Below are 13063 nucleotides of genomic sequence, written 5' to 3'. Positions count from 1 at the left end.
CAACATCGTCAATTGCCGTTATCCACGCCGGCGACGTCAAAATGGTGGACGCGTCGCGCTATCTGAAAAGACGTCAGGTCTCTTTTTCTACGTCATTGTTGGGAATGCTCTAATTTAGTATCTTCGCTGTTGGTCATCAGCCCCGCGGTCGTTGAAAAGCCCGAACTTCTGATACGATCTTGGCTTGGTGGGTGCCGACTGGCATTGGCCGCTCCGGCGGCGGCGATGTCACACGCTGGCGCTCTGCGTTAAAACTCTGTGGCTGCAGCCAATGGCCGAGATGGGGAATATTGCCCAGCGGGCGGTCACTGGGCGAGGCATTTGCGGCCCATTGCCATTGCCTTGTAAGTCCCCTTCAGATCGACAACGAAGGTCCCCTTGGTTTCCGGAAACACGATCATTTCATATTGCTTCGCTACGTCGCGCTTGAAATTCGGGTCGTCTGTCAAGATGTAGCCACCAGAATATCCGCCCTTGAGTTCGCCGCTCGTGGTGATGGCCACACCACTATAAAGATGGCCAGCGATGGAGACGAAGATTTCCGACTGGGCCCCGTTCTGAAGGCCGATATCCGCCTTCGTGAACACGCCGAGATACCCGACCTCCTGATTTGCGGTAACGCCCATTTGCACCGAACTTGGCCCATCCTGGCGCACGATCAAGCAATCTCCGCGGGTTTGATTTGCATAGACCGTCCAGCCCTCCACGTCGTCCCCGTATCGGACAAGCACATCGCTGGCCTTGGGAAGGGGATTTTGTGTTTGTGCGTAGGCTGCCATCGCAGACAAAAGTGCTACTGAAGTTGCCGTGATAAGTGTCATTAAATTTCGCATGGAAGTGCCTTTCCTTTATCTGCCGTTCTCTGCTCATGAACGTCCGCGCTGGCGTCTCAGCATGGGGCTTTTCCCTTCGCGGACTGCAATTCGGCGGGTGTCTCAAAGGGCTTGTATATCGCGTGAGCCCAGAGGCAGTCGGTAAGTTACGTGGGCAAGCATGTAGATTAGCGGGCCACTAGTTGGACAGGCCCGTTAGCTCGTTGGCTTAGATCGTGGTCCATTTTTGGTCCTGCGCTGAGCAACCCCGGTTGAGCATGATCGCCTGTCCTCGACTATCGAAGCGTAGACCTTCTCCTAGTCATCGATCATGCGGGACGCGCTGAAGGCACATTGTTGTCGCTCCTCTGCACTGATTGACGCGAAGGTTAGCGGACGTGGCGCGTGCACGCGCGTAGCATCTGGTAACCTACTCCCGGAACAGCCACACCATGCACCATGGTGCCTTGAGACTTGCCGGTGATCAGACGAGTTCCATCGACATACTGCAAGACTTGTCTGCCGGGCCGAATAACAGTCTTTGCGAGTGCTGGCGTCAGGCGACGACAGCGTTTGATGAAAACGGTATCAAACTCGCGAAATCCGTACTGGCTCAGAGCTCTGCCGGACCGCAACAGGAAGCAGTGGTCAGTGCGGCTGCGGCGCAACAGACCCGTCACCGCGCAACGGAAGGAGGCGGCGGCGTGATACTTTGGATCGCCGCGCGATGTAGCATCTGGTATATTCGGTGCGGCCAAGGGCTGCTCCGCTTGCGAGGCCCCAGCCAGCCATTGAGCAGCTTTCGTTCACTACTGACTTTTCGGCCGCCGGGCCGGGAGCGGGATACTGGCGGCTGTATCCAATATTGCTTCGATCTCCTTGGCCAGGTCGTTGACCAGCACTAGGTATTCGGCGCGACGCTCATCACGCTTTGGTGTGTCGGAATTCTCCCAACGCAGGGCCGCTCTTTCGGCGTCAGCAAAATCGATACACAGCGAGCGGAAATCCTCATCGCGGACGGCGAGGTCCTCGATCGCGCGCTTTCGCAAGGGAAAGCGCCGTTGGGCCGCCTCGATTTTTTGATCCATATCAATGACGCCCATTCCGCCGTCGGTGCAATGGAGTATAGGCGTGCCGCAGCAGTTGCGGGCGTAGGTTACTGTAGCCGACGCCGGACCATATGGAATCGTACATAGTCTTGGACGGAATGGAATGCGGGGAGTACTCTACTTAAGCAGTTTCTAATTTACCTCCAAAGCCGATGCCCTACGGCAGGTCGGGACGGCCCTCAAGGTGGGGCAAGAGGGGTTCTGGAATGAACGTCTTTAATCCTGGGGTTGCAGCGCTAGCCCTGACTTCGGCACTCCGACTGCCACCCTCTCCGGAGGAGGTCCGCGCCGAGCTTGAGCGCATTCTCTCAAGTCCTGAGTTTTCGGTGCCGGCGCGCGCTTGTGCTTTCCTACGCTACGTCGTGGAAGAAACGCTCTCTGGGCGCGCTACGCGGCTCAAAGGTTATTCGATCGCCATCGAGGTTTTCGACCGGGACGAAAACTTCTCGCAGGACGATCCGGTGGTGCGGATCGAGGCGGGTCGATTGCGCCGCGCGCTTGAGCGGTATTACCTTCTGTCCGGATGCACCGATCCGATCCGCATCGAAATCCCCAAGGGCGGGTACGTTCCCGTTTTCAGCTGGAACGTCTCGAACGCAGTCGAACTCACGCCCGTCGGGCCTGCAGCGGCTCCCGAGATTTCGAAAGCGGCTTCGTTTTCATGGGAACGCGTGCATTGGCTCGCCACGGCAACGCTCGCAGTCGTCGTCTGCCTCACCTTTGCATATTGGGCCTCCAGCCCGCTGGTGTCGCAGACCTCCCTGCCCTCGACGCGGGCGGCCGATCCCGAGGGACCAACGCTGGTGGTCGCGCCATTCGCCGATCTCGGCGGAGGACCGGAAGCCAAGCTATATGCGATGGGGCTTACCGAGGAATTGCTGAGCATCCTGCCGCACTTCAAAGAACTGACGGTGTATGGCCGCGAGACCTCAGAGGCTTTGCCACCGCAAGTCGCCCCCTCGCACATCCAGCAACTCGGAGCCAGTTACCTTCTGACCGGCGGGGTGCAAATCTCCGGCGCGCGAATCCGCGTCACAGCCCGTCTGATCGAAACCGAAAACGGCGCGATCCTGTGGTCTCAAACCTACGACGACGATTTTCGTTCCCGCGATATCTTCGCCATTCAATCCGATGTCGCCGCCCAGGTTGCAACAGTAGTAGCTCAGCCCTACGGCGTCATCTATCAGGCCGACATCGCGAACGGCCCGCCCGATGATCTCGATGCCTACCGTTGCACGCTTCAATTTTACGCCTATCGCACCGAGTTGAGTGTCGAACGGCATGCGGCCGTCCGCGACTGCCTTGAGAGCGCCGTCGCGCGCTTTCCATCCTACGCTACCGCCTGGGCGATGCTGTCGATTGCTTACGTCGACGAGGACCGGTTTGGCTTCAATGCACGAAAGGGCGCGCCCACATCGGCTGAACGTGCACTCGCTGCAGCGCGTCGGGCGGTCGAGCTGAACTCGGACAATATGCGCGCACTTCAGGCGTTGATGACGGCGTTGTTCTTCAATCAGCAATGGGCTGAGTCGATGGAGATCGGGGAACGGGCACTGGCACTCAATCCCAACGATACCGAGTTCCTCGGCGAATTCGGCACACGACTGGCACTTGGAGGGCAATGGCAGCGTGGGGCGGAGCTTGTGCAGCTAGCTCTTGACCGCAATCCGGGGGCCGGCGGGTACTACCACACGGTGCTCGCGCTCACAGCCTATATGCAGCATGACGACCAAAAAGCCGTGGCCGAGATCCGGCAGGCCGATCTCCAGAAACTCCCAATCTTCCATGTGGTAGCGACCGCCATCTATGCACAGGCGGGGATGATGGCGGAAGCAACCCGGGAGGGAGAAATATTTATGAAGATGAGCCCAGCGTTCATCCCCAACATCGAGGCCGAACTCATGAAGCGCAACATCCAGGCAGCGGATCGGGCGCGCATGATCGCGAGCCTTCGCAAGGCAGGCTTGCCCGTGCCGTCGGACGCGCCGTCAGGCTCCTCAGTGCCTGCCACAACATCTGATATGCCCTCGAGCGAGTAAGTGCGGGCTGAGCGTCGATCTGCGTTCTCGCGCTGGTAGGCCGCCGCGGCACAAAAGTAGCGACCATAACAGAACCTACCCGATGTTACGGGTGCTCCTCCGCTTCCTCAACTAATACTGAGGCACCTGGAAGGAGGCACTCACATGAAAAGAATACCACGAAAATCAAGGCGACTTGCCGCCGCATCTACAGCGGCGATGATCTTGGCGATTGGGTGGGGAGCGCCCGCGACAGCGGACGACGCAGAGGCCAAGAGCTTGCTCAAGGCGATGTCCGATTACATGGCGGGCATGAGTTCCATTTCCTTTGGATACGACACCAACTTCGAGGTCGTCACCAAGGACCACCAGAAGCTTCTGTTCGCGAGTTCGGGGATGGTCGACCTCAGCCGGCCCGACAGGATCCGCGCCACCCGCAGTGGCGGTTTCGCCAATGTCGAGATGATCTTCGACGGCAAGACGCTGACGCTGCTGGGCAAGAACGCCAACCTTTACACGCAGGCCGAGGTGCCTGGTACCCTGGATCATCTGGTCGATGAGTTGCGGGACAAGTTCCACCGGCCTGTTCCCGGCGCAGACCTGCTTATGTCGAACGTCTACGAGGAGCTGATGCGCGACGTGACCGACGTCAAGGACCTCGGCAGCGGCGTGATCGGCGGCACCGAATGCGATCATCTGGCGTTTCGGACCAAGGAAGTAGACTGGCAGATCTGGATCGCCCAGGGCGAGCATCCCTATCCCTGCCGATATGTCATTACCAGCAAGAAAGTCGATCAGGGGCCGCAATACAGTGTTCAGATCAGAGACTGGAAGACCGGCAGCGATGTCGCGGCCGATGACTTCGGCTTCAAGAACGGGACCAACGCCAAGAAGGTCGATGCGAAGGAACTGACCGACACCGATGAACTGCCCACACAGTTTTCACCAGAAGGGACCAAATAATCATGACAGCGAAACTGAAAAACATCCTGCTCGCTGCCACCTTCGGGCTGATCGGGCTCGGAGCCTCGGAACGGATGACAGTCACCGGTTCCCACACCCTTATGTCGACGGCCGAAGCCATCGTCGGGCGTCCGCTCACGCCGGTCAGTGTTGCCGGGGTTGCGAGGCGTACGGTGCGGCGCTGCGCGGTTGGTGTGTATTACTGTTAAGTCGCGCCTGCTGCGCAACCTGAGGGACAGATTTCCAAGCTGGTCTCATAAGGGCGAGTCCGCGCACAAGGGCGGAACAGGTTTATGACGTCCTCCGGTGCCAGACCATCACTTCATCAGAGTTCGAGATGAAGGACGAGGCACCAACCCTCGCGTGCCGCAGGTCGCTTGGGCATGCTTTCCTCACAGAACATACCCGATGCTACGGGTGTGTTTCCACTTACAGACTACGATGTGGTGACGAGCTTTAACCGGAGGAACCACAATATGCGCAGTTCTGCTTTCAGGTCCATTCTTCTGAGTGCGACCATCCTCGGCCTGGCGGCACCGGCATTTGCTGATGATGACATTGGTGCGCTATCACCGGAGAAGGCAGCGAAGGTCTTTGCCGCGAAGCCGATCTATTCGCCCTATGCTGGCCGAAATTTCCCTACCCGGCCGTTCTTCGGCGACACGCACCTTCACACCGGAGCATCTTTCGATGCGGGTGCGTTCGGCGCGCGGCTGACACCGCGTGATGCCTATCGCTTTGCGCGGGGCGAGGAAATTACGGCGTCGAGCGGTCAGCCGGCCAAGCTGTCGCGACCGCTGGACTTCCTGGTCGTTACCGACCACTCCGACAACATGGGCATGTTCCCGGACCTGTTTGCCGGTAAGCCGGACGTTATTGCCGACCCGCAGGCCAAGACATGGTACGATATGATCAAGTCCGGACAAGGCGGCGACGCTGCGATCCAGATCATCCAGGCCTTCAGCGCGGGAACACTTCCGAAGAGCATGATCTATGGACCTGAAACCCGCCCCTACAAAAATGCGTGGCAGGATACGATAAAAGCGGCGGAGGAATACAACGATCCGGGCCGTTTCACTGCTGTCATCGGCTATGAATGGACGTCCAACACGGCGGGCAACAATCTGCACCGCAACGTGATCTTCCGGGATAACGGCGACAAGGCCGACCAGATCGTGCCCTACACGACTTTGAAGCCCCTCGGCAGCGACAATCCGCGCGATCTGTGGAAATGGATGCAGGCCTATGAGGACAAGACGGGCGGCAGCGTGCTGGCCATCGCCCACAACGGCAACCTTTCCAATGGCCGTATGTTCCCGCTGATCGAGTCCTTCACCAACAAGCCGGTGGACAAGGAATATGTGGAGCAGCGCGCAAAGTGGGAGCGGCTCTATGAGGCAACCCAGACCAAGGGCGACGGCGAAACCCACCCGACGCTTTCCCCAAATGACGAATTTGCCAATTTCGAACGGTGGGACTTTGGCAACCTTGATGGCAGCGCGGCGAAGACACCCGATATGCTGGAGTTCGAATATGCGCGCTCAGCACTGCGGAATGGTCTCAAGCTCGAGGCCGAGCTTGGCACCAACCCCTACAAGTTCGGCATGGTCGGCAGTTCCGATGCTCACACCGGCCTCTCCGCGCTGGAAGAGGAAAACTTCTTCGGCAAGACCACGCCACAGGAGCCGAGCCCGGAGCGCATGTTGAGTACATTCTTCACTAATCCAAAAACGAAGATAAAGGTCATGGACTGGCAGGTCAGCGCCTCGGGTTATGCCGCGGTCTGGGCGACGGAAAATACCCGTGAAGCTCTTTGGGACGCCATGCAGCGCAAGGAAACCTATGGCACCACGGGACCGCGCATGGCTGTGCGCTTCTTCGGCGGCTGGGATTTCGAGCAGGCAGATGCAGAGACCCGCAATCCGGGCGCTATCGGCTATGCCAAAGGCGTGCCCATGGGCGGCGACTTGACGGCAGCGCCAGAGGGCAAGGTGCCGACGTTCCTCGTCGCTGCACTTAAGGATCCGATCGGCGCCAATCTCGATCGTTACCAGATCGTCAAGGGATGGCTCGATGACAAGGATCAAACTCATGAGCAGGTCTATGACGTAGCTTGGGGTGGCGACCGCAAGTTAGGCGCAGATGGCAAGCTCCCATCGGTTGGCAGCACGGTGGATGTCGAAAACGCTACGTGGAAGAACACCATAGGCGCCTCGGAACTGATTGCGGTCTGGAAGGACCCTGCATTTGATCCAAAGCAGAAGGCTTTCTACTACGGTCGCGTCATCGAGATCCCGACGCCGCGCTGGACCGCCTACGACGCCAAGCGCTTTGGCACGAAGCCACTGGAGGGGACACAGATGACTGTGACGGAGCGCGCCTACACGTCGCCGATCTGGTACACGCCTTGAATGTCACTCTGGAGTTGACCTGAAAGTTCGGTGCGGCCGCCTACCACCGCACCACCTTGCTTGTCCTTTGCCAGCGGAGCCAATCATCTTGCTGAAACGTCTGCTGAGAGAGCCATTAGCGCACTTCATCATTTTGGCTCTGGCCATCTTCTCGGTGTATGGCCTGCTCAACCGCGGGGGAGCGCAAGCGCCGGATCGCATCATCGTCACGGCGCCCAAGATCGAACAACTGACTGCAATCTTCGGCAAGACCTGGCAGCGACCTCCGACGGCCGAGGAATTTAAGGGACTGGTCGACGACTACGTCAAGGAAGAGATCTACGTCCGCGAGGCATTAGCCTTGGGGCTCGACAAGGATGACGCTGTCATTCGCCGCCGCCTAAGCCTGAAGATGGGGTTTATGAACGACTCCATCGTCGATGCACAAACGCCGACTAGTGGTGAGCTTGATGCCTATCTGAAGGCTCACCCCACCGTATTCGAGATCGAACCGATGCTGGCCTTCCAACAGGTTTTCCTCAACCCGGACCAGCACGGCGACAAGACCGGGCAGGACGCGGCCTCCATATTGAAGACATTGGCGACAAATCCCGCGACCGATCCGACGATGTTGGGTGACGTGTCGTTGCTTCCCGTGGAGCTGCCCCTGACAGGCAAATCATCGATAGGCCAGACTTTTGGGACGGATTTCGCCGAAGCGCTCGACAAGGCAACGCTAGGCCAGTGGACGGGTCCCGTCACATCAAGTTTCGGACTTCATTTGATCAAGCTGTCAGAGCGTAGACCGGGCCGCTTGCCCGCGCTCAACGAGGTGCGTGATGACGTGGTGCGCGAGTGGGCGAATGACAAGCGCAAGGAATTCGAAGAGCGCCGACTTGAGGAATTGCTGAAGCGATATGCGGTAGTGATCGAGTACCCCGCAAAAACGAGCGCCATCCGATGATTCGCTTCGCAGCGCTATTGACGGTTCTTCTGCAGCTGTTCCAATCCGCACCCGCAGCAGCACACGAGATGCGCCCCGCTTATCTCGAGATGCGGGAGACGGAACCCGATGTATTTGTGGCGGTATGGAAAGTGCCGGCCCTGGGCGACAGGCGGCTCAGCCTCTACGCGCGTTTGCCGGAAACATGCAGGGCGAAGAACGAGCCGACGAGATCCATCGATGGCGGTGCCTACATTGAGCGATGGACCGCCGCATGCGACGGGGGTCTGAAGGGCCATGAGATCACCATCGACGGCTTGCGCTCAACCCTGACCGACGCGCTGATCCATATTACCTACCGCGATGGGACGACGGAGATTGCCCGCCTCAAACCAGATATGCCGAGCACTGTCATCAAGGGCGCTCAGGCCAGCTTTGAGGTGGCGGAAACCTATTTCCGGTTGGGTGTTGATCACATCCTGTCCGGCATCGACCACCTTCTATTCGTGCTGGCTCTCATGCTGCTGATCCACAATCGATGGACGCTCGTGAAGACAATTACTGCCTTTACGATTGCCCACAGTATCACCCTTGCAGGGGCGGCTTTGGGTTACTTCAGCCTACCGCAGAAACCCGTAGAAGCCACCATTGCGCTTAGCATTGCCTTCGTGGCCAGCGAACTCACCAAGATCAAGCCAGCAGAAAGGCGGCTGTCCGAGACCTATCCCTGGATGGTTGCCTTCGCTTTCGGTCTTCTTCATGGCTTTGGCTTTGCTGGTGCGCTCAAGGAGATCGGACTTCCACAAGTGGATGTGCCGCTTGCTCTTCTCACCTTCAATCTAGGCGTCGAAGCAGGGCAAATGCTTTTTGTAGCTGCGGTACTAATCGCCTTCAGAATTGTTACCACCCTGATCACCATTCCGATTGTAGCTGCGCGGAGCACTGCCGCCTATCTGATCGGCACAATGGCTGCAGGCTGGCTCATCACACGACTTGCCGGCTTTGTGGTCTAGATCGGATGACTGAAACTGGTTCCGAACTCGCGTTAAGCGTCGCGTTGATTGGCGAAAAACGTCGCGAGCCCTCGGGGATCGGAGCGATCTTGGTCATGGCGATGTCGCGTCTCGGTCGTCCTGTGGATTTCCCGGATCAGAATGAGATGGCGGCCACTCCATGTCGGCACCGCTGAGAACCCCAGTCGAGAATTCCAAACGGAACGCAGCAGTGGAGAACAGAATGAAACAGAAACAAGTTGAATGGGCTTCATGCGGACGTTGCTCTATGTGGCTGCCCAAACGCAGATGACTCCGCCCCGAGGTGGGAAATGGACGTCTATGCAGGTCAGGCGAACGCTGGACCGTTGCGGGCGACCAAATCGGATGGCGTTTGGGGTCAAAACCCAATCACCTGAACTACCGAGTTCGACCCTAAACGGAAGCTCGTTCGCGCTCGGCCAGGAGCGAGAGGCCATCCGCTGAAGGCAGCCGGGGCAGAGCCTCAGCCTGATCGCTACTACCCTCACACGACACGCGGACGCAGGACCGGCCTGCGCCCCGGCCGAAGCACTGCCCGGCCTATTTATTTGGAAACAGTAGTGTAATACCCGTGCGGAAGCCGAAACCATCTGGCCCATTGTCGGGGCTTTCCGCCCAGTAGCGCACACCGGCGAACAGGCTGATCGGCTGCTTGTCCATCACCACCAGCTTCGAGACTTGGAAGTTGATCGGGACCGACCATTGCTGCGCCTCCCAATTGTAGGTGCTCTCGGTGTTCAAGCTGAACGTCCAAGCGTCCTTCGTCGTGTAGGAGACGAAAGGCTGCAAGTAGGTGGCGTTGATGTCGCTGCGGTCGCCGTCGCCGGCAAACGACCAGATGTGGTTCGCCAACATACCCACCGTCCATCCGTCCTTTTGTTTCAACACGACGGCTGTCGGACCAGCTCCCCATTTTTGTCCACCAAGCAATTCGTCGGTCGCCGTCGGAAAGAGGAACACCGGGCCGACACCCCAGATGATCCCATTTGCGGTCAGTTTCTTGGGCGAGAAGAACAGGTTCTGGCTGATGTCGCCGAGCCCGAACTGATTGCCGGAAGGCCCGGCAATATCGTGCTGGTAGGCGACGGGCAGGATGGTGCGGGAGATGACGTTCCAATCGTCGTTGAGAGGCCTCGGGGGCACAGTCTACCCCCCCTCAGCCTCGCCACGTCACTCAGCTCACCTTCTTGACAGGCGGGATGGTCCACGAACCGTCAATGATCGAAGGGTCGCTCTCGTTTGGCCAGTAGGTCCGCATCATCAGGACGAACTTGCCCTTGGGCGCAGGCAGCCAGTTGGCCTCCTTGTCTGCTCCAGGGCTCTCGTTCTGGATCAGGATGTCAATGGAACCATCGTCATTGGCTTTCAGCGGCTGGCGGGCGCTGATAGAATAACGGTTGAGCGGGTTGTCGACGAAGAAGTAATCCGCGTCGTACATAGTCACTGACCAGAAGCCTGTTACCGGAGGGGTTAGACCCTTCTTGAAGGTCAGGACGTATTTGTCCGAACCCGAATAGGCCCTGTTGATCAAGTCGCCATGCGACGTCATGGAGGTCGGATAGATCGCGTCCTGCGGACGATTGGCGCCAAGGCCAATGGCGGTCACGAGCGCGCGCTGGATATAGTTCGTGCCGTAGATACCGGTCTTGGTTGTGAAGCCCCAGCCATTGATTTGCTTCACGTCGCCGTCACTGAACTTGAAGTGCAGCATGATGCGGTCGAAGGCGATCTGCGGGACGCGCGTGGCGAAGGCAGGATTGAACTTCGTCTTGTCGAAATCCTGCCCCGGCACGATGCCGATTTGTGCCATTTTTTCCACCATCGGTGCGTCAGCCTCCGTCGGCGGATTGGTCTTCATCAGTTCGGCGAGCAGCGTGAAATACTCGACCGCATCCATCTTGTTGACTTGATCGCGGACCGCCGTTTTCATGTCGATCGACTGGTCGACCTTGCCGGGAGGCGGCGTCCATTCCTTGCCGTGGGCGCTCAGCGGATAGAGCTTTACCTCGTCCTGCACCTTGTGAACTGCCGCATAGTCCTCGGGCGTGCCTGTGCAATAGATGCGGCCGAGCAGCCAGACGATGCTGGTCGGCGATTTGTACTGCTTGACCCCGTCCGGCAGCGTGCCTTCCCAGCCAGGGCCGGTAACGGCAAAGGTCTGCGCGCCTGTTCCGGTGGTCCGCTTTCCCGGCACGTCGAAGACCGTCGTCCAGCCGTCGAGCATGGGGAACAAGGCGTAGCGGTCCTGCAAGTCCGGCAGGCTGACGACCCAAGGCTCCTTGCCGACGTCCAAGAAGGCCGTGGTGTACAGCGTGTCGGCGTTGGGAGCTGTCACATCCCGGAACTGTGCATTAGGATATTCGCGCACCTTGATAAGATTCCCCATCGGAGCCTTGGTTCCCTTGGGTTTGGCAACATTTGTTATAACCCGGCGAGTCATCTCCATCGTGACCAGCGGATAGCCGTAAGTGTAAGCCTCGACCGCGAGGCCGAAATCATCCGATCCTTCCATCAGATCTCCAACCAGACCTTCTGCGTGGCCACTCGTGGGCCTCTGCGAAGTTGCAGCAAGCAGACCTAAGCCGCCAAGCGAGACGGCGCGACGCGATATGTTCATAGCTGGCACTCCGAGTTTTGACGTGTGTTTGACGCTACGGCACCATGCATCGAGAAACTAGGTACTGCATGTATCTTACGGGATCATACAGGCGTCGATTGTCGTGAAAGCAAACAAGGTCGCGCACCAGCACGTTAAGTGTCAAAAGCCGCGCAGGGAGAGTTCCCCGCCTGGCGCCGAAGCTCCTTGATGAGGCTGGCACAAGACCGTTGAATGCCGCTGGGGTCGCGCAGCTTACGCCTCGCGTACCAAGCGGTTGCTGAGGAAAGCCGGCTTCACGTCGACTGATCCACTGGCACGAGCTGCCCAGTCTGCACGTAGCATACAGTTAACTACCTTCCCCATAAGAGGGGAATGCTCCAGCATCGTGCCAAGGCAGAAGGTATTTGCCGGGACTGGCAGCACGACTCGCCGGCAGCCATCCTGAAATCGCTTGGAGGACGATAATGGAACGCAAGTTTCCGCGCTGGCGCGCCGGCGCCGGCATTGTGGCCGCTATTGCGCTTCTCGTCTGCTCCAGTCCCGCCTCCTTCGCGGCCGCCCAGAATAAGACAGTCGCCGCGGATAGCGGCACGGGCGCCCAATCTCCCGAACCGCTTGACGAGGATGAACTTGAAATCCTGGTAGCGCGCATCGCACTCTACCCCGATGAACTTGTCGCACTTATTTGTGAGGCGTCGCTGTACCGGCTGCAGATTGTAGAGGCGAGCCGGTTCCTGGATCAGGTGGCCAAGAAATCGGACCTGAAACCCAAAGAAAGCTGGGACGGCAGTGTAATCTCGCTGCTCAACTATCCCGAGATCATTAAAATGATGAGTGACGATCTGGATTGGACCCAGACGGTTGGCGACGCGTTAACGTATCAGCAAAAAGACGTACTGGTCGCGATTCAGCAGTTGCGCGACAAGGCGGAGGCCAAGGGCCGACGACAAGGTCACGGTTGTCGAAGAGAACAACAATGTCGTTATCCGGTCCGCGAGTACGGACACGATCTATATCCCGCGGTATGAACCGGCCATGCCGTACGCTACCGCTTATCCCCTTGCGCCGATTGCCTACTGGGCTAAAAGTCCCGACAGCGGACCCGACGGCTTCGGCTTCCGCACGGGAATTACCCTGCTGTTCCCGAAGTAGGCTCAACACTGTCCGTGTGACAGCCACGAGCAATGGACCGCTA

9 protein-coding genes and 2 pseudogenes are annotated in these 13063 nt (G+C 58.6%); 7 read left to right on the top strand and 4 right to left on the bottom strand.

What is annotated here, in order from left to right; translation table 11 throughout:
* Positions 1-305 precede the first annotated feature (305 nt).
* Both EN808_RS01865 and EN808_RS01860 read right to left on the bottom strand, forming a co-directional pair.
* Complete coding sequence (locus tag EN808_RS01865) at positions 306-833, bottom strand: hypothetical protein (RefSeq protein WP_127275473.1); 528 nt, start codon at positions 831-833, stop codon at positions 306-308.
* A gap of 788 nt (positions 834-1621) precedes the next feature.
* Entirely contained in the window at positions 1622-1900 is a 279-nt protein-coding gene (locus EN808_RS01860) for a hypothetical protein (protein ID WP_135915250.1), read from the bottom strand.
* Positions 1901-2127: 227 nt separating this feature from the next.
* Here EN808_RS01860 and EN808_RS01855 point away from each other — a divergent pair, with 227 nt between their 5' ends.
* The 6 genes from EN808_RS01855 (at position 2128) to EN808_RS01830 (ending at position 9248) form a co-directional block, all read left to right on the top strand.
* Positions 2128-3960, top strand: coding sequence for an adenylate cyclase (locus EN808_RS01855; protein ID WP_127275475.1), 1833 nt, complete (start codon positions 2128-2130; stop codon positions 3958-3960).
* 144 nt (positions 3961-4104) lie between these two features.
* A complete protein-coding gene (locus tag EN808_RS01850) occupies positions 4105-4902 on the top strand; it encodes a DUF2092 domain-containing protein (protein WP_135915011.1) in 798 nt (265 codons plus the stop codon).
* A gap of 2 nt (positions 4903-4904) precedes the next feature.
* Positions 4905-5111, top strand: coding sequence for a hypothetical protein (locus EN808_RS01845; RefSeq protein WP_135915010.1), 207 nt, complete (start codon positions 4905-4907; stop codon positions 5109-5111).
* Between the two features lie 267 nt (positions 5112-5378).
* Entirely contained in the window at positions 5379-7313 is a 1935-nt protein-coding gene (locus tag EN808_RS01840; protein WP_135915009.1) for a DUF3604 domain-containing protein, read from the top strand.
* A gap of 88 nt (positions 7314-7401) precedes the next feature.
* Positions 7402-8256: a peptidylprolyl isomerase gene (locus tag EN808_RS01835; RefSeq protein WP_245511687.1), complete on the top strand. Its 855-nt coding sequence runs from the start codon at positions 7402-7404 to the stop codon at positions 8254-8256.
* Positions 8253-9248 (top strand): HupE/UreJ family protein, encoded by a 996-nt coding sequence (locus EN808_RS01830; RefSeq protein WP_135915008.1) that lies wholly within the window; start codon positions 8253-8255, stop codon positions 9246-9248. The genes EN808_RS01835 and EN808_RS01830 overlap by 4 nt, the downstream gene beginning before the upstream one ends.
* Before the next feature lie 561 nt (positions 9249-9809).
* On the opposite strand, the pseudogene EN808_RS01825 reads toward EN808_RS01830, so the two are convergent.
* Together EN808_RS01825 and EN808_RS01820 are read right to left on the bottom strand one after the other, a co-directional pair.
* Positions 9810-10397 (bottom strand): annotated as a pseudogene (locus EN808_RS01825) (transporter); the annotation flags it as partial.
* A 46-nt stretch (positions 10398-10443) separates the two neighbouring features.
* Entirely contained in the window at positions 10444-11886 is a 1443-nt protein-coding gene (locus EN808_RS01820; protein WP_135865690.1) for a DUF1254 domain-containing protein, read from the bottom strand.
* A gap of 446 nt (positions 11887-12332) precedes the next feature.
* On the opposite strand from EN808_RS01820, the pseudogene EN808_RS01815 reads away from it, so the two are divergent.
* A pseudogene (locus EN808_RS01815) lies at positions 12333-13020 on the top strand (DUF3300 domain-containing protein).
* The last annotated feature ends 43 nt before the right edge of the window (positions 13021-13063 follow it).

The sequence above is a fragment of the Mesorhizobium sp. M8A.F.Ca.ET.165.01.1.1 genome (assembly GCF_004792065.1).
Classification (GTDB): Bacteria; Pseudomonadota; Alphaproteobacteria; order Rhizobiales; family Rhizobiaceae; genus Mesorhizobium.
The sequence above is the reverse complement of the archived record's forward strand: the minus strand, read 5'-3'. Positions and strand labels throughout refer to the sequence as shown.